The sequence below is a fragment of the Paenibacillus sp. FSL H8-0280 genome (assembly GCF_045040665.1).
Taxonomy (GTDB): domain Bacteria; phylum Bacillota; class Bacilli; order Paenibacillales; family Paenibacillaceae; genus Paenibacillus; species Paenibacillus xylanexedens_A.
Genome location: NZ_CP150296.1, coordinates 1,461,424 through 1,483,123, shown reverse-complemented (window position 1 = coordinate 1,483,123; position 21,700 = coordinate 1,461,424). Strand labels below are relative to the sequence as shown.

Genomic DNA, 21,700 nt, shown 5'->3' with positions numbered 1-21,700 from the left:
CAATAAAGCAAGATAGCAAGCACATTAATAAGCTTAATTATACAGCGGTAGAATAGCCTTTTACACACAAAAACCATATTTATCCACCAAATTATCCACATTATCCACAACTTTGTGGATAGTAAGGAGTCATTCTATCCCCTAAACCCTTTTCGTTTCGAAAACTATACTGGTTTGGTTTTGCAGTAGTTACCCACAAATTATACTGGATATGTGGATAACTATAGTAACACCTTGACAAATGCATCCTTCCACTCCTCAATGTTCCTCCATAATAAGACAAAAGCAGACCTTTGTCGTTCAAGGCCTGCCCGTCATTTATTTACTATATGCCATGTTTATTTACATCGAATTGCAATTGCTACTATTGCCGCTGTAGATGCGATCTGGCAAAAGATGTTTTACGCATGTGCTTCTTGTTCATGATGTTCGGAAGACTCGGCCTTCAGCCCAGCAGCATTACAAGCCGCTACATAAGCCAAACCGGCAGCCATGACGATATCATTATGTGTTGCTGTTCCCCGGAACTCACGTCCTGCACGCTCCACGGTAACTACAGCTTCTGCACTTGCACCCTCTCCACCACTCAAGGCATGCATCTCCATATCTACAAATGCAATATCATCGGAAATGCTCTGACCAATCGCACGGATGGTTGCATCCACGGGTCCACCGCCAACAGCGGAGTAAGATTGTTCTCCAGCGCTTGTGCGAATGCGAACGGCGGCCATTCGATCCGTCATACTGCCCGCCGTCACCTGCAATTCAACCAGTTCATAGTCCTGTGCAGGAATATTCATGGTCTGGCTAACCATCTGTAATAACTGGTCGTCACTGACCACTTTTTGCTGGTCTGCGGTTTCTTTGAATACCTCATACAATTGCTCCATCTGTTGCTCATCCGGCTCAAAACCGTATTTGCGAACCCGATCCTTCAGGGCGTGACGACCGGAGTGTTTCCCCAAAATAATCATGCTGCGTGGGATACCCAGCGCTTCCGGATCCATAATCTCATAGGTGCTCCGATTCTTCAGCAGACCATCCTGATGGATGCCGGATTCATGCTGGAACGCATTACGTCCCACCACTGGCTTGTTGTACGCAATCGGGAAGTGCATCGCACGGCTAATCTGACGTGAAGTCTCATACAGCTGATTCAGCTTAATGTTAGTCGTTGCACCAATTGCGTCTCCCCGAGTCTCCAGCGCCATAATCAGCTCTTCCAGTGCACAGTTCCCCGTCCGTTCTCCGATACCATTGATGGTCACTTCAATCTGGGTAGCCCCATTGGCAATCGCAGCCAAACTATTGGCTACGGCTAGGCCCAGATCATTGTGACAGTGAGCACTATAGCGAACCTGATCGCCGCCTCTTGCACCCTCACGCACCCGGCGGAACATCTCCCCATACTCATGTGGCAGGGCATAACCGACCGTATCCGGCAGATTAATAATGCTCGCTCCAGCTTCAATGGCGACTTCAACCATTTCAATCAAATCGTCCATCTTGGTACGGGCAGCGTCCATCGCTGTGAACTCTACGATGTCCGTGAACTGGCGTGCATAAGATACCATCTCACGAGCAGTAGCCACCACTTCACTGCGTGGACGGCGCAGTTGATGCTCAATATGAATATCCGAAGAAGAGATAAACAGGTGAATTCGGCGACGTGCTGCATCCGCTGTTGCTTGAACTGCTGCATCGATATCACCTTTGACCGCACGCGCGAATCCACAGATCTCCACGTTCTGCAACTGTCTCGAAATCGCCTGAACCGCCGCGAACTCACCTGGACTGGAGATCGGGAATCCAGGCTCAATGACGTCGATACCCAGAGAAGCCAGTTGGTGTGCCAGTTCAATCTTTTGCTCGGGTTGCAGACTTGCCCCTGGTGCCTGCTCTCCATCACGCAGCGTTGTATCAAAAATCTCAATCATGCGTTTGTTATTAGTTGTTGTCATATCCATCAACCTCCATCAAATTTTATAATCCTTTTTGTTACGATCCACGAGGATAGAACATCAGTTGTTCTCCATCACTGTTGTTATATATTTTGTTTGTAACGCGTATGTCGTTTGTTGCTTAGTCCTTGGTCTTGGTCTCCATAATGCCTGCTGGATATCTAATGGCTATACCTGATGTACGATGTCCATTAGTCGTTGCTGATCCTGCTTGCTTGTGACAGGGTGTACGTCGACTTACACCCTGTCTTTCTCACTTTTCAATCTCCATATGGTTCTTCCCATACCCACCCTGCTGCCGGCAGCAAACACAAATAACCCGCCATCTCATATAAGAGACGGCGGGTTATTATCCCCTCCGCGGTACCACTCTCGCTTGATGGGCCAGGCTTGCGCCGGACTCCATCCACCTCGTCGTCTCCGAAATCCGCTGGATGTGCGTGCACGCACGACACCACTGGAATTCGGAGAAACACCCTATAACGGGGGTTAACCGTTGCTGTGTAAACACATGTTATTGTCCATCAGGACAACTGGGCGATTGATATCATCCCCACGCTTCCACAGCTCCGTTCCCGGGCGAGATTCGAATGATTCCAGCCACTGCGTCGCACCACCCCGCAGCTCTCTGAGCGCTTTATCGTTCTACTGCTCCCGTTCATCACATTTATAATATGACCTAACTTCATTCATTCTTATTTTGAAAATCAAAAAAGCCTGCCACCTCATGCAATAATGCAAGAGACGACAGGCTGTTCACCTTCGCGGTACCACTCTTGTTGACTTCCTTCCTGTTCATTCAAGACAACCCCTGAATGCTTTCGCATATCCGGATCACTTGAAGCAGCCTGAAAGCCCCCTCAGTTATCGTCAGTTGATCCTTGTAATAACGGTCCTACCGACAACGGCCCATTCACGGAGGCAACCCGTAACCATGTACTTTGGGCCATAATCGGCCTTCGGATTCTCCCAGGGAGTCACCGTGTTCCATCGTTCCGCTTCCAGGTGAGTTTCAGGTTTCCTTCGACTGCGTTGCACCATACCGCAGCTCTCTAAGACCGGGAATGACCTTACTATTCCTGTTCATCGCGTTTATCAGTTCAGGAATCTGAATTCCTGTTTAAATTTGTAACTAAATATACATTCTTTACATCCCTGCTGTCAACTCTTAATCTCAAACTGCCTGTTTATATAAACTATAAGTGCGTGTTCAAAAAGATCGGTTTTCAGTATCGAGAAGATGGGATGAAGCTAGAAATGGAGTAGCGGAGCGTAGTCAAAACTACGTGAGCAACGGACATTTCGGCTGAATCCCATATTCGATGCTGATGATGCCGCTAGGCATCATTCGTAATCAAAAGCGGGCTTTTTGAACAACCTCTATAAGGACTGAACGGACCATTCCTCCAGAGAAAGTCCCGGATCTGCCTTCGCATCAAATTCAGCAATTTCTCCCCGCTGCCATTTCAGATACGCAGCCGCTCCAATCATGGCCGCATTATCTGTACAATACTCCATTGGCGGGATTAACAGTTCAAGCCCTTCCTTCGTGCATCGCTCCTGTAATGCCGAGCGTAACCCCCGGTTAGCTGCAACACCACCGCATAATAACAGTTGACGTGAACCATATTCACGAACTGCTCTAACTGCTTTCTCCACCAGCACTTCTACGACAGATTCCTGGAAACCACGTGCAACCGCAGACGGCTCCAAGGTTTCTCCGCGCATTTTGGCTTGGTTGAGCACATTCAGTACAGCAGACTTCAGACCACTGAGACTGAAATCGTACGAACCTGCTTCCAGCCATACCCGGGGCAATGGCACTACATCCTCCGCTTCAGACGCCATCCGGTCCACATGCGGTCCACCCGGATAAGGACAACCCAATGCACGTGCTACTTTGTCATACGCTTCACCTACGGCATCATCACGTGTACGACCAATCAGTTTGAACTTGCCCTCGGATTCCATATGCACGAGTTCTGTATGTCCACCGGATACGACCAGTGCCATCGCTGGATATTGCAGTTCATGAGTAAGTCGGTTGGCATAGATATGCCCTGCAATATGATGTGTACCAATGAGCGGTTTGCCCAGTGCCATCGCCAGCGTTTTGGCCGCAACGATCCCTACCAGCAATGCCCCAACGAGTCCCGGGCCTTGCGTCACGGCGATTGCACTTAGATCACGTGGACGAATGCCGGACTGCTCGATCGCCTGTTCCAGCATCAACGTTATGACTTCAACGTGTTTGCGTGAAGCCACTTCAGGTACCACTCCACCAAATGCCTTATGGGTCTCGATCTGGCTTGAGATCAGATTGGATAGCACTTCTCTCCCATCCTTAACTACAGCTACCGATGTTTCATCACAGCTTGTCTCCACCGCCAAAATGTAGGATGGTGCAGAATTTATTTTTTCATTGAGTTCGTTCATGAATCCAGTACGCTTCCTTCCTCTTCGCCGCTCCGGCCTGCAGACGGCAAGTTCGCCCACATAATCATCGCATCTTCCCCATTATCGGAGTAATACCCTTTACGAAGACCCGCCGATTCAAACCCTTTTTTCTGATACAAACGCTGGGCAATGCTATTCGAGACTCTGACCTCCAGCGTCATTCGTTCCATCCCGAGATAAGCCGCTGTGCTCATTAATTCATCCAGTAACTTTTCACCAAGCTTGCGTCCACGGTACGCACCTCTGACTGCAATATTGGTAATATGGGCTTCATCCATGATCGTCCACATACCTGCATAGCCAATGGCCTTGCCTTCCAATTCCATCACCATATATTTAGCAAAATGATTGTGTGTCAATTCATTTTGAAATGCTTCTTCCGTCCAGGGCAGGGTAAAGGCCTCATGTTCAATCTCCATCACATCGGGAATATCCGCGAGTGTCATGAACCTGAACTGAAGCGTTGCTTCCTGCTTATTATTCGCCACATTGTCCATCTGCTTCCCCTCCCCCTTCAGCCTTTGCGCAGCAGATTGGCTTCCGCTTCAGACAGCTGGGTGTAGTTCGGCACCAGCGCATGCACGTCATCACGCTGACCTGCAAGCAGCGCGGCCGCGCCAAGGCGCCCAACCCAGCGGCCTTCCAGCTCATAAGGTACGAGCTGGAGCGCCGTTCCTGCGGGGCAGCGAAGCTCCGCCGCTGCCGCAGCATGAGGGCCCGTCTCGCCGACGATCCAGACGGCTACGGGCCGCTCTTCCGGCGCCGCCTCCGCCATGCGGGCGGCGAGGGCTTCCAGCCATCCGTCCATCTTGCGGATGGCATCAGGCGCCAGACGCCGGGGCGCATCGCTCCCGGCGGAGGCAAACAGCGCGGTGCACGCTTGACCGCGCCGTGCATCCACAAGCGGAACGATCCAGTGGACAGGGGCAGCACCTGTGCTGCCCTGGTCCGCGGATGGCGTTCCGCCAGCCCCTGCTGCGGCATCCTCTCCCGCAGCTTCCGCCTTGGCGGCAAGGCCACTGTGCCAGCCGCCCCAGGCGATGGCCAGAAGGCTGGACACCCCGGCTACGGGGATGTCCCACGCCCAGGCCAGTGTCTTCGCCGCGGTCACCGCAATGCGGATGCCCGTGTACGAGCCTGGGCCAACGCCAACGGCAATGCCGTCCAGTTGCCCAGGCTGTGTGTTGCTGGCGGCCAGCAGCTGCTCCATCACCGGTACGACGTGTACCGAATGGTTGCGCTCAGCCCGTTCATTGCGTTCTTCCAGAAGCGCATGATCTTCCATCATCGCAGCTGCCATCACTGCGGTGGATGTATCCAACGCCAAAAACCGCTGACGCGGCTCTTTTTGTAAATCTTCCATCATCATTTGACCCCATTCTGTCTGAACTGTCGGCACATGGCTGCATAAGTCTCGCCGTACCCATCCAGTGTAATCGTTCGATCCTCCAGGCCCGTTGTTTCAATCTGCACATGCAAATGCTCTTGCGGCAGCAATTCGGGAATGATACTCGACCACTCCACCAGACTGACTCCGGCTCCATAGAAATATTCATCAAGTCCAAGCTCATCCGCTTCTTCCAGCGATATGCGATATACATCCATGTGATATAAAGGCAGACGCCCTTCGTACTCCTTGATTAGTGTGAATGTGGGACTGCTTACCACATCACGTACACCCAAATGCCAGGCAAATTTCTGTGAAAATGCCGTTTTTCCCGCGCCCAGATCACCATCCAAAGCAATCACCATGCCGGTGTTTGCCTGTCTGGCGAGTGCGGAAGCAAGTGCTTCTGTATCTGCAATGCCATGGGATTGATACACCCACTGCTCGTGCGTCTGATTCAATATTCGCCCCACCTTTGGCGGTCCAGCCGCCTGAGTTCACTTTGAACCTTATTATATCGGTCCCTTTCTTCCCCCGCAACATCCAAGGAGGCAAGCGGAAATATAACATGCATTAAGACGTGTCTCAAAACTCGCTTCCTTCGAAGTTTCAGACTCCTATTAGGAAAAACAAAAAAACCGGCACCTCTCGGTACCGGCCGTGTTATGCATATATTTCAGCTTTTATTCATTCTCGAATCCCTCAATAACTATATGCTACTTGTATTTACTCCTCCAAGCGATCCACACGAACCGTCTGGGTATTTCCCGGTCTGCTGCCAACCTGAACGGTTGCCATGCCATTGGCTTCATCCACATTCTCGATCCAGACTGGATCTCCCTCCAATGTAACGGCAATGGTATCCTTCGAATCATAGATCGCTTTGGCGCGTTTTGCATCCATCATCTTATTCATACTCCCCTTCCGGATCATCATGTGACTCTCGAACCATGCTATCTGTTGTACTTTCACCAATAAAACCGTTATCTTCCGTAACTTGTCCCCCGCCTAACCCTTCATTCACCATCCGGTCAATGTCGAGCATGAACGACTCCCGATCAAGGGGCAATTCTTCCGAAGTGACCGCTTCCCAGTTTACAGCTGTAGCAGGTGTATAGAATTCTTCAGCACTTTCGGCTTTGGCAAGAGGATACGGAGAAAATGTATGCTTGTGTGCTTCTTCCTCATCACGTCTGTTCTTCAATATTGCACCTCCCGGCATATGTGCTGCGAGAATAACTACTTTACTTATCTCATGCTCATCTTCCTGTTGGAATCCCAAGCATGTTTCTGTTATCATCCCCGAGTCTCGCCGAACCATACGAATTCGTTCATCTACAAGACGATTATCCCTTGCACCAGATGCCCATACTATTAAATATAAATCCGTGTTCAAAAAGACCGGTTTTCAGTACAGAGAAGATGGAATTTTTGAACAACCTCTAAAAGGTACCTCAATGAAAGGAGCCGATCTATGCATACCGTTTGGAAAGGCGCAATCAGTTTTGGCCTTGTGCATGTCCCTGTCAAAATGTTCTCGGCTACCGAAGACAAAGACATCTCCATGCGCTATATCCATAAAGTCTGCGGCAGCCCGCTCGCTTATGTTCGTCAATGTCCATCCTGTGAAGTGGACGTCAAGTGGGAAGAGATTACCAAAGGCTATGAATATGAAAAAGGAAAGTTTGTACTCTTCGAGAAAGATGAATTGGAAGCGTTAAATGATTCCACCAGCAAAACCATTACCATACTGGATTTTGTCGACTTGACTGAGATTGACCCGATCTATTTTCAGAAAACATATTACCTATCGCCCGATCAGGCTGGGGGAAATGCCTACCAACTGTTGATGAACGCGATGCGGGATACCGGCAAAATTGGCATCGCCAAAATCTCCATTCGCTCGAAGAGCAGTCTGGCTGCCATACGCGTGCTGGAAGATTGCCTCTCCATGGAGACAATTTTCTATCCGGACGAGATTCGTCCTGTCTCCCAGGTGCCCAACTTGCCGGAAGTGCAGAACGTGAATGAAAAGGAACTTACGATGGCAAAGTTGCTGATTGATCAATTGTCCACGCCTTTTGAACCCGGTAAATACACCGATGACTATCGCAGCAAACTGCTGGATCTAATCCAGCACAAAGTCGCAGGCGAAGAAATCAAGATTGCTCCAGCCAAACCTGAAGCTAATGTGATGGATTTGATGGCTGCCTTGCAGGCAAGTATCGAGGCCGTGAAGCCCATTCCGGCTGACCCTGGGACAACAACGGCCAAGCCTAAGAAACGTGCACCGCGAAAAACGTCTGCTCAAGCGGTTGCCGGAGGAGAATCCGATACACCTGCTGCACCAGCCAAAAGAAAAAAGGCGACACCCAAACCAAAAGTTTGATTGTCGCCTAGGAAAGAACGATTCCATTATATGCGTGTGTAATGCGTTCAACTCAAGTCCGGCTTTACAGTCGGATTTTTTTGTTTTACAGAACTATTGAAGCAGTTCTTGTCAATAAAACTATAGTTATAATTGCAAAATACGATTGACGAAAGCTGATTTATATTTTATATTAACTTATGAAAAGTAACTTATTTATAAATATACAGTCACCCTGTAATTCTACTTCAACAGTATGCAATTAAATAATCTGTTTTCAACGCATATACACAATCAAACGAGAACCTATATTATCTATTATCAGGAGGAAACCATTATGAATACTACGTATCAAATCCCTGCCACAACCCATCTGGGTGAAGTGAGTCTCCGAATTATGAACCTAGACCGTTCAATTAAGTTCTATACCGATGTGGTTGGATTAAAATTACTGGAGCGTAGTGGCAAAGTGGCCACGTTGACAGCCGACGGAAAACAGTCCCTGCTGCGATTGGAAGAGCTCACGGATGGAATTACCCTGCCGGAACGCTCACACGCTGGCTTGTATCATTTCGCCATCCTGCTGCCTGACCGCAAGTCCCTGGGTCTTGCTCTTCGTAATCTGGCTGCATCCGGTATCGATATCGGCCAAGGCGATCACTTGGTCAGCGAAGCCTTCTATATCTCCGATCCCGATCAGAACGGGATTGAGATCTATGCCGACCGTGCACGTGATACCTGGAAACGGGATAGTGACAATAACTACGTGATGGCAAGTGATCCTGTTGATGTGGAAAGCCTGTTTGCCATCTCGGAGAATGAACCTTGGCAGGGTCTGCCTGCTGGCACCGTTATTGGTCACGTACATTTCCATGTCCGCAGCCTGGAAGAAGCCCGCAACTTCTACACCGGCATACTCGGTTTTGATATCGTGGGTAACTTCGCCAACATGTCAGCACTATTTGTATCCGCAGGCGGCTATCATCATCATCTGGGACTGAATATCTGGGCGGGAGTGAACGCACCTGTCAATCCAGATAACGCTACAGGAATTGACTACTTCACCATTGTGTACACCACAAAGGAACAATTGGATCAGGCACTTGAACAATTGCGTCAATCCGGTGCAGTCGTTACACAAGTGGAAGGTACCTGGTTTACGGTAGACCCACAAAATATTCGTATACGTCTGACAACTACGAACTGATTTTGTTTAGGCGTTACCATATGTTTGCTTAACCTCATTTTTATTAAGCCCGGGTAACTGATTTCTCTACATTACAGAGAGATCAGTTACCGGGCTTTTTGAGTTGGCTTTTATAAAACTGGCACAATTGGTGCATTCTAACCAATACATAGACAAGATATGTTAAGGAGATACCTCATGATCGAAAAGGGACGTTTGACTGTTAGACAGCTCGCTTCACTCATGTTCCTGTGCACAATTGGGGAGCAGATTCTGGTCTTCCCTTCCATGATCACATCCTACGCTCATCAGGATGCCTGGTTATCAGCCTTATTGGGAGTCGCAGGGGGCTTGGGAATACTCTTCATTATGCTAGTTGCCTACAAACTGCATCCCCGGTTGAATCTGATTCAAAATGCTCTTCGAACACTGGGACCCTGGATCGGGACCTTGTTTGGTTCTTTTTATCTCTTTTATTTCCTGATCAGTACCTCAACGTTCATTAGGGAGATTGGCGATTTTATGTCTACTCAGATCTTGCCGGAATCTCCATTACTGATTCTGCATTTGGTATTTATGTGTGCGCTTGTCTGGGGGCTTCTGTCGGGTCTGGAGAGCATTGGTAAAACTGCTGAGGTCTTTCTTCCTCTGATCGTGTTGTTTCTGCTTATTCTGACGGTGTGTCTAATCCCCCATGTACGTTTGGCCAACATCCAACCTGTGCTGGCACAAGGATTTCTCGATCCATTCAAAGGTTTTGTTGCAGTACTCACATATCCCTACTGTGAGCTATGCATCTTCATGATGCTTTTTCCCTACACTAAAAATGAGCCCCATCTGGAGAAGGACATCCTGTTAGCTGGGATGATTGGCGGATTGTTACTCACACTGACGCTAAGTATGTGTCTGCTCGTCATGGGACCATGGATGACCCAGCATCACTGGTTCGCTTCATTCAACCTTTCACAGAAGATCAATATCGGAAACTTTATGCAACGCATCGAAGCCTTCATAGCATCGGTCTGGATTATAGCTGTTTTCTTCAAAGCCGCTCTGTTCTTCTACGGTTTTGTCCTGGGCGTCGCTCATCTGTTTCGCTTGTCCAGTCACCGTTCTCTGATCCTGCCGGGTGCCATGCTTATTCTCGCCATGTCTATTCTAATCTCTCCGAACGAGAACTTTTATCTCAAGGTCGTTATTCCCTATTGGATTGATTGGGATCTGACCTGTGGCATAGCACTTCCGTTACTGCTCATTTTGGTGCATCATATGAAGTCCCGCTTTCAAAAAATATAACTAAATTCCGAATTAACCTGCGCCGACTGGTTAGTGCGAGAGAGGAGTTCCCCATGTTCAAACCGTTGATTCCGTTCGAACCCATATCCAGAGATACTTTGCCCACAGGGCCACAATGGATTGCCCAGATCAAGTGGGATGGAGTCCGCATGCTTGCCTATGAGGACGGGCAGGAGCTGCGCCTGGTGAATCGCAGATTACATGATCGAACCGCACAGTATCCCGAGCTGGTAACACCACGCAATCTATGTTCAGGCTCCTCCTATATCTTGGATGGAGAAGTTATTGCACTGGACCCGGACACCGGAAAACCTTCGTTTTATCACGTTCTTCGGCGGGATCGGATGAGCAGACCCGAAGGTATCACCCAAGCCATACATCAGATTCCGGTCACCTATATGGTATTTGATATCCTGTTCTATGAGGGGGAATGGGTGACGAATCAGCCTTTGGCAGATCGACAGCGCCTGTTGCACGAGGTCCTTAACACCGCTCCCCATGTTCAGGAGGTCACCAATACGCTTGATGCCGCTTCCCTGCTTACGGTCATGAGACAACATCAGATGGAAGGCATTGTCTGCAAGGATCTCACCAGCAATTATGGCATACAGGGCAAGGACCAGCGCTGGCAGAAGGTCAAAATCATGCATGACGTATATGCCATGATCGGGGGAGTCACGTACCGGAGCGGTATTGTGAATGCCGTCGCGATCGGTGTATATGATGGGCCAAACTTTGTCTATATTGGTCATGTCGGGACTGGCAAGCTGAACTCCAATACGTGGCGGGAACTCACACATCAAGTCGAGCCTCTGATCAGGCAGGACAGACCATTCCATAATGTACCCGAGCGCAGTGCAGAGACCACCTGGGTGGAACCGCGAATAGGAGTCAAAGTGCAATATATGGAGCTGACTCATCATCACACTCTGCGCCATCCCAGTATTCAGACCTTCGCGGATGTAACCCGTGAGGATTGTCTGGCGAACCAGCTTCTTCAATGAGTCAGTCCAAGATTGATTACACGTATAGGAGGTGTACCATATGGCCCCCAAGATCCAGGGAACCATCATAATAGAAGGCACTGAGCTGACGGTCACCAACCCGGACAAGCTCTTATGGCCGGAAGCGGGTGTTACCAAAGCCATCTATCTGCAAAAGCTGGCCGCTCTGGCTCCTTATCTGCTCACGTATACGAGCAATCGACTTCTCACGACGATAAGATATCCCCACGGCGCTGGAGGAACATTTTTCTATCAAAAGAATGCCCCTGAGCCTGTACCAGATTATGTGCGCACTGAAGTTCACGACGGCATCCGCTATGTGGTCATGAATGGACTTCCCGAATTATTATGGCTTGGTAATCTGGCTGCTCTTGAATTTCATCCTTCTCTGCATACTGTGGGAAGCCATCTGCCCAGTGAATGGATGATTGATCTGGACCCCTCTCAGGAACATGAACCCCGGATCATGCAAGCTGCACTCATCGTTGGCGAAACCCTGACTTCCCTTGGTCTGAGGTCCATTCCCAAAACTTCGGGCGCAACAGGAGTTCAGATCATCGTTCCCATTGTGCAAGGGGTAACCTTTGATGAATTGAGAGAGGTTGGTTATTTTGTAGGCAAATATGTCACTCAAAAGCACCCGGATCTGTTCACACTGGAACGACTCAAAAAGGACCGTGGAGACCGCATTTATTTTGACTATCTCCAGCATTATGGAGGCAAGACCCTTGCTGCTCCCTATACACCACGTGCCAAATCCGGCGCCACTGTCTCCACACCCCTTACCTGGGATGAGGTTAGAAGCAACGTCTCCATCCAGGATTACCATCTGATGAACATTATTGAACGCTTGAACCAAACCGGTGATTTAATCGCAGCTGTTGAACCCCAACCGGTAGAGCTCATTCTCAAACATTTGAAGAAAAAATAGCCGACTCCCTCATCACAAGGGTGTCGGCTATTATCATTCATGTATATATCAATCGCTAATGGATACCTTTTTTCTTGAAACGTCCGCCCTTCACGTCATGAATGTTACCAATAGCCACAAAGGCTTGCGGGTCCCAATCTTCAACGATGGTCTTCAGCTTCGCTTCTTCTAAACGGGTAATCACGACAAAAATGATCTTTTTCTCGTCCCCGCTGAATCCACCCTCTCCATCCAGGAAAGTTACACCACGACCAAGACGGTCTGTCAGGGCTGAACCGATATCACGATATTTCTCACTAATGATCCATACCGATTTGGACTGGTCAAGTCCTTCATTCACAATATCAATCATCTTCATCGCAATATAATATGCAATCATGGAATACAGGGCATTCGGCCAGCCGAATACAAATCCTGCACCTGCGAAAATAAACACGTTAATGAACAATACGATCTGTCCTACAGACAAAGGTGACTTCTCACTAAGCAAGATCGCCACAATCTCCGTACCATCCAGTGAACCGCCAGACCGAATAACAAGTCCAACACCCACACCCAGGATCAATCCGCCAAATACAGCTCCGAGCAAAGGCTCCCCTGGTGTTAATGCAGGAACGTGGTGTAATAATGATGTCCCGATGGACATGACCACGATCCCCAGCAGCGTGGATAACGCAAATGTTTTACCAATCTGCTTGTAACCAAGAATCAGGAAAGGCAAGTTAAGCAAGGTCAGGAATACTCCGAGTGGCAGATTTGTAAGTTCTGACACCATAATTGAAATCCCCGTAATCCCACCATCAATAACACCATTCGGTACGAGAAACACTTCAAGCGATACAGCCATTAGTGCAGCACCGATCAGAATCATCACAATACGTTGCAGCAGCTTTAATGTAAACACCGAGCTTTTGACCCCGCGGTCAGCTTGCTTGGCTGTTAGTTCTTTCACCGTTACATTGGACATGGTATCCCCCCCGTTAAATCAGTGTGTGAATCCATTTTATAAATCATTTAAATACTCAGGGTGAATCTACATATGGAGAACAGCAAACTGCGTTCTATATGTACCCTGGCTATACAGCGCAAGCATCTAAAGGCGATATAAAATGGATTCAAAATGTTATTCATCCCGGTTTGCACTTTCAAAAGAGAGCAAAAGGGAGCCTGTTTTCCCGCAGACTCCCCTCCTTCGCCAAGACATGATTTATATATCTATTATATCATAAAAGATCAAATTTGCGCAAAATACTTAGCAAAAAGAAGATAAATTCACAAAAAGTGAACTTATCTTCAGAAATCTGCCCTAAATCGGCTAAAGAAGCGGAGAAAGCATCCGAGAAAGCATTTCTGCGCCTTTTTGCCGTCGTGAACGCTTCTGAAACACCTCCCCATCGATCTGACTGCATTCCCCGAGATCACGTTCAAAGTCAGTGATCAAACGACGAATCGGAGAGGACTCGAACAGGACAGCCGTTAACTCAAAATTGCAAAAAAAACTGCGCATATCCATATTGGCCGTGCCTACCGTTGCAAGCAACTCATCCACAATCATCACTTTGGCATGTACAAAACCTTTGCGATATTGGAAGAACTCAACACCTGCTCGCAGAAGTTCCTCTACATATGAAAGGGATGCCAAATGAACAAGCTTTGAATCGGATTGATATGGAATGATAATTTTCACATCAACGCCACTGACAGCAGCTGTTTTGAGTGCCTCATACAGGGCAGGATCAGGGATAAAATAAGGTGTGGTAATGTAAATCCGGTCACAGGCTACCGAAATGGCCCCAAAACACATTTCCTGAATGGCATCCCAGTCCTGATCCGGCCCACTGGCCAGAATCTGAATTCGCTCTTCCCCGCTACAGATATGAGGTGGAAACAATTCCACAAGCTGGGGTTCGGTAATTCGCTCACCAGAAGCTAATTTCCAGTCGTTCAGGAACGTACTTTGCAGGAAGTACACGGCATCTCCCTCGATCTGCACATGTGTATCCCGCCAGAAACCCACCTCTGGATATTGTCCAAGATAATCATCACCTACATTAATGCCACCCACGAAACCAACCTGTCCATCCACAACGACTATTTTTCGGTGATTGCGGTAGTTGACTCTTCGGTCAATCGTTGCAATCAGTGGCGGTAGAAAATAATGAAACTCCACACCTGCATCTTGCAGTTTGCGGATAAAACTCCAGCTCATCTTGTGACTGCCGAGACCGTCACAAATAAACCGAACCTTCACGCCCTCCTGTGCCTTGCGAATCATGACATCCTGAAACTTCGTACTGATCACATCATCACGGAAAATGTAAAATTCCACATGCAGATGGTGCTTTGCTTTTTCCATTTCCCTCAGCATTGCGGCAAACGCCTCTTCACCATTTGTGAGCACTGTACTGTGGTTACAACCTGTAATCGGGCTCTCCGACAGATGGGATAACAGGTTAAACAATCGATGCTGGTGGCTGAAACGATCGCCAGGCATCTGTTCGACATCTCCAATGATGTGGGCTTGTTCCCAGATCGTTTCCTTCATTTCACGGAAGATGCGCGATCCACCCTTGCGGAGTTTTTTTCGTTTGTTATAATCCTGCGCCACGAAATAGTACACTACAAAACCGATCAAAGGCACGCAGAACAAAATAAACAGCCAAGCCACGGCTTTAGCCGGATTACGAAATTCCAGCAAAAGAATTGTGGCTGCCTGGAAAATAAATACGAGTAATATAATGACCAGCCAGAACATTCGGCTTCCTCCTCAAGTGGCAAGCTTCATGACCTTGCCTTTCTCTCACCTACACATCTTTGACGATTATGTATACAGCTAATCATAGATACCCAATGTACCCCCTATTCGTAACGTTTGCTTAGATAAAACTTTACATAAGCAGACGGAATACTTGATTCTGGAAATTCAAATTTCTACTTTGTTCATTGTATATTCTGACTGTGTTACCTTCTACATATCAGTTTAATGATGGAGCAGATTCGCATTGTGACGCTAATCTGCTCATTCCACCTTCCAGACTCTTCCTCATTTCTTTGTCTGGAGGTGGTCTTCTTACGTAAAATTAGATATAATAATCGTTAAAAACTTATTACCTAAAGGAGAAGAGCAGTGAATGGAAAGTGAGAGGTATGCGTTAAATTTAGTAATGGTTGCTTTTTTGATAGGACTTTCGGCGTTTTTTGTCGCAGTGGAATTCGCTCTGGTACGGGTTCGTCCGAGCCGGATCGATCAAATGATTGCAGAAGGAAACAAGCGTGCGCTGGCTGTTAAACAAGCCGTTGCCAATCTGGACGGATATTTGTCTGCCTGCCAGCTTGGAATCACGATCACATCTCTGGGACTGGGCTGGCTGGGTGAACCAACGGTAGAGAAGATTCTCCACCCTGTGTTCGAAAGCTTGCAAATTCCTGAGGCGGTTTCTTCATTCTTATCATTTGTTATCGCGTTTGCTTCCATCACGTATCTGCATGTTGTGGTTGGTGAACTCGCTCCAAAAACGATTGCAATCCGGAAAGCCGAGACTGTTGCACTGCTGACGTCTACACCTATCATCTGGTTTAACCGAATTATGTATCCTTTTATCTGGCTGTTAAACGGCTCAGCGAACCAACTGGTGAAACTGTTCGGAATCAAACCCGCTTCTGAACATGAAGATGCACACTCCGAAGAAGAGTTGCAGATCATCATTAATGAAAGCTTTGAAAGTGGTAAAATCAACCAAGCCGAATTCGGTTATGTAAGCCGGATCTTTGCTTTTGATGAGATGTTAGCCAAAGAAATCATGGTACCCCGGACCGATATGGTCTGCCTTTATGTGAATAGAACAAACGAGGAAAACCTGGAGATCATTCGTGAAGAACAATATACACGTTTTCCAGTAGTGAATGAGAGTAAAGACGATATCATCGGTATCATTAATACGAAACAATTCTTCCTGGAACTTTACGGAAACGATGAACCTGTTGATCTATCCTCCCTGATTCAGCCTGTATCGGCTGTTCACGAAACAACTCCTGTGAAGGACTTGCTCAAGAAAATGCAGAAGGATGGCGTACATATCGCCGTACTTGTCGACGAATATGGAGGAACTTCCGGAATTGTAACCATCGAGGATGTGCTTGAGCAGATTGTTGGTGAGATTCGCGACGAGTTCGACGCAGACGAAGTGGAAGATATTCAAGTCATCAATGAGAACTATGTCATTATGGATGGCAAGGTTTCCTTATCTAAGGTGAACGACATGTTTATGTCCAGCCTGGATGCAGATGAGTGGGACACCATTGGTGGATGGCTCTACAGCCATCGTCCCGAGATGAACGAACAGGAAGAATATGAGTTCGAGAATCTAATCTTTGTTTTGCTGGAAAAAGACAAGAATCGGTTCTACAAAGTGGCCGTTGTTCCCAAGGAACCACTGACCATGTCTGATTATACCGATGAAGACGAGAAAGAGTCCAATTGGTCTAAATAAAGCAAATTTATAAATAAGAAGAGGAGCACTTACCTATATTGGTAAGTGCTCCTCTTCTTATTATATCTCGCCCTATCCGTCAATTCTCCAAGTTATCATTCAACCCAAGAATGGAACTCCCGTTTTTAGTTTGATTTTAATACCCACTTCGCAATATCATCGATAATGGCTTTGGAGACATTAGATGGCTCAGCGTACTCTTGACCGATCGAAAGTCCATCATAGCTGGATAAAAGATGATTTACCTTTGGATAGCTATTGTACATTACATTGGAATGACCTTGAAGAGACGATTTCCAGGTTTGGAATTGATTCATAGACACTTGCACATCGTTTTCGCCTTGTATAACAAGCATAGGTGTATTTTGTGTTTTAGCCAGTTCCGCAGGCACATAATCTCTTTGCTCAAACCACCAATAAGCAGGTTGAAGTGGAAACGCCTCAGGAAGATGATCTACAGAATATTTTGGATCTTTGACCATCGCAGCTACATTTTTATAAAAATCAGCTTGTCCTTGAATGACATCCGTGTCTAAACCAAGCTGCTTCATCCGCTCTACCAATTCGTCCTGCTGCTCGGTAAGCACATCTGCAAAGCTACTACTTGGTGCAGCAAGTAGTATACTTCCTGCAATATCATGTTGTTTATCCTCAGCAATGATTAACGGCATTGCAAACCCGCCTTGACTATGTCCAGCTACAAAAATCGCTGTAGAATCAATATATGCATTCTTTTTAAGCAATTCCACTGCATCGTTTACCTGATCTACGCTCTCTTGTTTTAATGTGAATTTAGGCTGTGAAGCCACCTTATAGGTATGCTCATACGTAACCTTATCGTATCTTAATACAGCAACTCCTTGTGAAGCCAAACCTACCGCAAGATCGCGAAACGGCTTTGCACCACCAATGGCAGCATCTTGATTGCTAGGCCCAGATCCGTGTACCAGAATGACAACCGGGAAAGGTCCCTCTCCCTTGGGCAAAGTTAATGTCCCTGGCAAAGCTAAATCACCCTGACCAACCGTAATGTCTTGTTCTGTATAGGTAGATGGGTCGTCGTAGCTTGGTTTTTGATACACATCTGGCGTAGCGGCGGCAATATGCAAATCATCCACAAGTCCGTTATGATTCATTCTGACCGTAATATTTAAACGAGTTAGCTCTGTTTTGAACGTATAGGTAACATTGCGATGCACTGTATTATTTTCTACATGCTTAGCTATGGCTTCACTTGTAATTTTGCCATTTTGTCCTTCTAAAGCTCCCCACAACTGACTCAACAACGTGGGTGACAACACTCCACTCACAGAGGTATGAACATACTTGGCAGCCTCCTTGCCATCGCCCTCACTAATAAGGGAAATGAATATATCCTCAGGTGCTGCCTTCAGCGTCTCGGAAAGAAATGCCCCATCCATATAGGTAGTTCCTTTCGTTAACTGAACAGGATTGTCTAAGGATATGGCTTGCCCATTCACCATCGCCTGTTTCTCTCCTACCTTAACTACAATCGTAAGCTCACTTTTTCGTATTGTGATTTCTCCTGTCTTTTGTTGCCAAGATACCTCTGCCCCATTTTTTTCTGCAATCTCACGAATAGGAACAAGATTTTCACTACCAGCGGATTTTTCAGCAGCTTCTGAGATGGATGTTACCGGAAGGATGAGACCTACGAAAGTAAGAGAAAGTAATAGCTTTTTCCAATTGTTCATTGTAATTAACTCCTCCTAATAATTAATTTCATCTATTATATGCATAGAATTATGAGCCTTTATTGGCTCAGGACTATACTTATAACAACAATAGCAATGATGAATAACAACAGGACCCAAGATAGTGGACGAGCGAAGTTAATTGTCCAGCCTATTCCATAACGCTTTTCTATGGTTAAAGAAGGATCATTGGCATTGAAGTAAATAAATCCAAACTTCCAATAATCATCGTCATTCACTGGCTGCTCCTTAGATCGTTCGTGATCCTCTTGTTGATTACGAATTTTCCCACCGCCTTGTCTGCCTGTGAGAGACAGCCATACAACACCTAACACAATCACCACAGGAGTGATGAAGCTAATAGCTGTTAACAAGACCAGATTAGGGACGAACATATTGATCTGAATGAAGGCAAATAAAATAGTAAGAAGTAAGCCTGTTACAAGCGTAAATAGGGACCATTTACGGCGGAATTGAATATTTTCAGCAGCAAATTGGCCCGGATTAGACGTAGTAAGCTGTTGTTTGCTTGATTTAATACTCCAGTTAACCAACATCATAATTGCAATGATTCCTAGCTGTACAAGATTTATAGCCAGTACCGAGAAGTAGGTTTTAGGCACACTGGAAGTGACATGGCCCTGAAGATCATATTTTATTGGAATGACGTTAGGGAGTGCCTTATAATTCAGGATCGAAATGATCGCAATGGCTACAATAATAGCAATGTGAATGAGAAACCAATAGTTGGAATAGGTGAGTTTATTTTGGCGGAAGGTGGTATCGATTTTCACTCTTTGAGGTGCTTCTACAGTTGTAAGTGTTCCTTTTATCTTTTTCATCTTGAAATGAAATAAGATGTGTAGTGCTACCCAGTACACAATAAATATCATTGTGCTAACACCGGTAATCATTGCGGTAGAATCTTCATTAGCAGATCGGAGTAAATACAGACAGACAAGTATAATCATCCCGTTTCCGATCAGACTTACGGTAGCAAACGTACTCCTTAGCTTACGTAAGATGGGTGTGTAGTAATTATATTGACTTACCGCAACCCCAAAGCTAATGGTTTCCCTTGTCACATATGGTGCAAAGGATAGAAGTAAGGCTAATGGAGCAAAGATTAAAATGATAGGTAATATACTAAATAGTTGCATACATAACACACTCCCTTGATTCGTTATTCTCTGTTGTGACCCATCTTCACATCGTCATACATTTGGTCTAACACCGCAGATAGTTCCTCTTTGGTCATTCCACGACAGATCGCTTCGGCAATAATCGGTCTTAATTCTCTTTGCTGCTTTTTCAAAAAATCATCTGTTAAACCAGGCATTCCATCAGGGTTCACTACAACTCCCTTTTGTCTATGAACCAGAATGTATCCATCTTGCTTGAGTAGTGTATATGCCTTGTTGACGGTGTGAAGGTTAACACCGATATCTGCGGCCAAATTCCGAACCGAAGGTAACGCCTCACCTAGCTGTAACTCACCACTAGCAATACCTTCAATAATTTGATAAACAAGTTGCGAATAGATGGGAAGTTCGGATTGCATATCCAGTTGAATAATCAAGGGTTCACCTTCTTTTGTTATCTGTTATATATCAAGTATAACAGGTATAACATGAGTGAGCAATATGTATGATAAAAAAGCCGCATATTAATGGCGAGGGCAAACTTACCTGACCCTTCACCATTGATATGCGGCTTATCCTGATGAACTTATCGATGTGATTCAAGAACAAACACTAGTCGAGCACACGACAGCGTTGTATTTCAAATTCCATTTAAGTTTCAGTCTTATCTTCGACAATCCGATAATGGATTTTGCGAACTATAATTTTCAGAATCATATATAGGGGAATCACGATGATCATACCCAAGATATTTCCCAGGTCAGCCCCCACGAGCAAAAGGATAACAGTAGTCAGTGGGTGAATATCGAGCTGTTTGCCATAGACATAAGGTGAGATTAGGTTATCCTGAATTTGCTGTGCGATTACAATGATGACCAGTGACCAGATCGCCATCGAAGGTGATTCGATAAACGCGACAATGACAACCGGGATAGCTGCCAGCAAAGCACCCACATAAGGGATGAAGTTCAGAATAATCGATACAACAGTCAGCAGCAAAGCGTAAGGCAAACCTAAGATGAGAAAACCGATGTACATCAGAATCCCCAAGGCTACATTAACAATAACCCGGCCAACAATATAGTTGCTTAGCGCTTCATCGATCTCATGGACGGTTTCTTCCCCATCCTTCCGATAATGCCTTGGCAACAATAAGGTTAGATTCGTTCCAAACTTGCTGCCTTCCTTAAGCATGTAATACAACATGATCGGGAACGTTGCCAGAATAATAACCAGATTGGATACCACGGAGAATAACCCGGAGACATAATTGGTTACCTGAGTGATCCCTTGGCTCAGAACATCGGATAATCGTGAGAATAGATTGGAATCATCAGGCAGGTATCTGGATACAACATTGCTCTTTTCAAGTGCATTCAACTGATCGCTGAGTGAAGTAACCAACGCTGGAGCATTCTCCACGAAATTCATCAATTGTTCACGCAGGGAAGGCCATACAAGCACACTAAAACCTGCAAGTATTAATGCAATTACGACATAAATAATTAGAACTGACAATGCACGTTTGATCTTATGCCTTTCCATATAATCGACAAGCGGGCGCAGCAGATAATAGAAGAAACCAGCAATCAGCAGCGGAATGATGATGATGTGAATCAGTGAGGTCAGGGGGCTGAAAATAAAGTTCACTTTTTCCCCCAGATACACGATGAGCAGCAGCAGAATAATCGCTGTGCATATGCGGTAGAACTTGTTATTTATCAAGAAACGTGATCCCTCCATGCGCTGCGTTGCCAAAGTGA

19 protein-coding genes and 2 other annotated features are annotated in these 21,700 nt (G+C 46.4%); of the genes, 6 read left to right on the top strand and 13 right to left on the bottom strand.

Annotated elements, in window-relative coordinates:
- Positions 1-401: 401 nt before the first annotated feature.
- The 7 genes from MHI12_RS06505 to MHI12_RS06475 form a co-directional block, all read right to left on the bottom strand.
- Complete coding sequence (locus MHI12_RS06505; RefSeq protein WP_036668956.1) at positions 402-1,961, bottom strand: 2-isopropylmalate synthase; 1,560 nt, start codon at positions 1,959-1,961, stop codon at positions 402-404.
- Positions 1,962-2,292: 331 nt separating this feature from the next.
- Positions 2,293-2,632: a binding site (T-box leader), on the bottom strand.
- Between the two features lie 66 nt (positions 2,633-2,698).
- Positions 2,699-3,057 (bottom strand) — a binding site (T-box leader).
- A 284-nt stretch (positions 3,058-3,341) separates the two neighbouring features.
- Positions 3,342-4,397, bottom strand: coding sequence for a tRNA (adenosine(37)-N6)-threonylcarbamoyltransferase complex transferase subunit TsaD (gene tsaD / locus MHI12_RS06500; protein WP_405171898.1), 1,056 nt, complete (start codon positions 4,395-4,397; stop codon positions 3,342-3,344).
- Entirely contained in the window at positions 4,394-4,915 is a 522-nt protein-coding gene (rimI, locus tag MHI12_RS06495) for a ribosomal protein S18-alanine N-acetyltransferase (RefSeq protein WP_036668955.1), read from the bottom strand. The genes tsaD and rimI overlap by 4 nt, the downstream gene beginning before the upstream one ends.
- Positions 4,916-4,932: 17 nt before the next feature.
- A complete protein-coding gene (gene tsaB, locus MHI12_RS06490) occupies positions 4,933-5,781 on the bottom strand; it encodes a tRNA (adenosine(37)-N6)-threonylcarbamoyltransferase complex dimerization subunit type 1 TsaB (RefSeq protein ID WP_405172946.1) in 849 nt (282 codons plus the stop codon).
- A 2-nt stretch (positions 5,782-5,783) separates the two neighbouring features.
- Positions 5,784-6,266 (bottom strand): tRNA (adenosine(37)-N6)-threonylcarbamoyltransferase complex ATPase subunit type 1 TsaE, encoded by a 483-nt coding sequence (gene tsaE / locus MHI12_RS06485; protein WP_036611276.1) that lies wholly within the window; start codon positions 6,264-6,266, stop codon positions 5,784-5,786.
- Between the two features lie 265 nt (positions 6,267-6,531).
- The gene (locus tag MHI12_RS06480) at positions 6,532-6,708 is read right to left on the bottom strand and encodes an H-type small acid-soluble spore protein (RefSeq protein ID WP_026081228.1); all 177 of its coding nucleotides are present in this window, start codon (positions 6,706-6,708) and stop codon (positions 6,532-6,534) included.
- A 4-nt stretch (positions 6,709-6,712) separates the two neighbouring features.
- Positions 6,713-7,009 carry a hypothetical protein gene (locus MHI12_RS06475; protein ID WP_405171897.1) on the bottom strand — a complete coding sequence of 99 codons (297 nt, stop codon included), beginning with the start codon at positions 7,007-7,009 and terminating at the stop codon, positions 6,713-6,715.
- 270 nt (positions 7,010-7,279) lie between these two features.
- Between MHI12_RS06475 and MHI12_RS06470 the strand changes: the two genes are divergently transcribed.
- The 5 genes from MHI12_RS06470 to ligD all read left to right on the top strand — a co-directional run bounded on the left by MHI12_RS06470 (position 7,280) and on the right by ligD (position 12,590).
- Positions 7,280-8,194 (top strand): Ku protein, encoded by a 915-nt coding sequence (locus MHI12_RS06470; protein ID WP_339299785.1) that lies wholly within the window; start codon positions 7,280-7,282, stop codon positions 8,192-8,194.
- Positions 8,195-8,510: 316 nt separating this feature from the next.
- Positions 8,511-9,380, top strand: coding sequence for a VOC family protein (locus tag MHI12_RS06465; RefSeq protein ID WP_405171896.1), 870 nt, complete (start codon positions 8,511-8,513; stop codon positions 9,378-9,380).
- Between the two features lie 177 nt (positions 9,381-9,557).
- Complete coding sequence (locus MHI12_RS06460) at positions 9,558-10,655, top strand: endospore germination permease (RefSeq protein WP_405171895.1); 1,098 nt, start codon at positions 9,558-9,560, stop codon at positions 10,653-10,655.
- Positions 10,656-10,708: 53 nt separating this feature from the next.
- Positions 10,709-11,659, top strand: coding sequence for a DNA ligase (locus MHI12_RS06455; protein ID WP_405171894.1), 951 nt, complete (start codon positions 10,709-10,711; stop codon positions 11,657-11,659).
- 40 nt (positions 11,660-11,699) lie between these two features.
- A complete protein-coding gene (ligD, locus tag MHI12_RS06450) occupies positions 11,700-12,590 on the top strand; it encodes a non-homologous end-joining DNA ligase (RefSeq protein ID WP_076251456.1) in 891 nt (296 codons plus the stop codon).
- 55 nt (positions 12,591-12,645) lie between these two features.
- On the opposite strand, the gene MHI12_RS06445 is transcribed toward ligD, so the two are convergent.
- Both MHI12_RS06445 and cls read right to left on the bottom strand, forming a co-directional pair.
- A complete protein-coding gene (locus MHI12_RS06445; RefSeq protein WP_036611290.1) occupies positions 12,646-13,557 on the bottom strand; it encodes a YitT family protein in 912 nt (303 codons plus the stop codon).
- 348 nt (positions 13,558-13,905) lie between these two features.
- On the bottom strand, positions 13,906-15,345 hold the full coding sequence (cls, locus tag MHI12_RS06440; RefSeq protein WP_405171893.1) for a cardiolipin synthase: 1,440 nt from the start codon (positions 15,343-15,345) through the stop codon (positions 13,906-13,908).
- A 376-nt stretch (positions 15,346-15,721) separates the two neighbouring features.
- Here cls and MHI12_RS06435 point away from each other — a divergent pair, with 376 nt between their 5' ends.
- Entirely contained in the window at positions 15,722-17,080 is a 1,359-nt protein-coding gene (locus tag MHI12_RS06435; protein ID WP_076209623.1) for a hemolysin family protein, read from the top strand.
- 125 nt (positions 17,081-17,205) lie between these two features.
- Here MHI12_RS06435 and MHI12_RS06430 read toward each other — a convergent pair whose 3' ends face one another.
- The 4 genes from MHI12_RS06430 to MHI12_RS06415 all read right to left on the bottom strand — a co-directional run bounded on the left by MHI12_RS06430 (position 17,206) and on the right by MHI12_RS06415 (position 21,662).
- Positions 17,206-18,795: an alpha/beta fold hydrolase gene (locus tag MHI12_RS06430; protein WP_405171892.1), complete on the bottom strand. Its 1,590-nt coding sequence runs from the start codon at positions 18,793-18,795 to the stop codon at positions 17,206-17,208.
- Between the two features lie 59 nt (positions 18,796-18,854).
- Positions 18,855-19,955 carry a DUF1648 domain-containing protein gene (locus MHI12_RS06425; protein ID WP_405171891.1) on the bottom strand — a complete coding sequence of 367 codons (1,101 nt, stop codon included), beginning with the start codon at positions 19,953-19,955 and terminating at the stop codon, positions 18,855-18,857.
- A gap of 23 nt (positions 19,956-19,978) precedes the next feature.
- Positions 19,979-20,374: a GntR family transcriptional regulator gene (locus MHI12_RS06420; RefSeq protein WP_074093926.1), complete on the bottom strand. Its 396-nt coding sequence runs from the start codon at positions 20,372-20,374 to the stop codon at positions 19,979-19,981.
- A 214-nt stretch (positions 20,375-20,588) separates the two neighbouring features.
- Positions 20,589-21,662: an AI-2E family transporter gene (locus MHI12_RS06415; RefSeq protein WP_081745953.1), complete on the bottom strand. Its 1,074-nt coding sequence runs from the start codon at positions 21,660-21,662 to the stop codon at positions 20,589-20,591.
- Between the last annotated feature and the right edge of the window lie 38 nt (positions 21,663-21,700).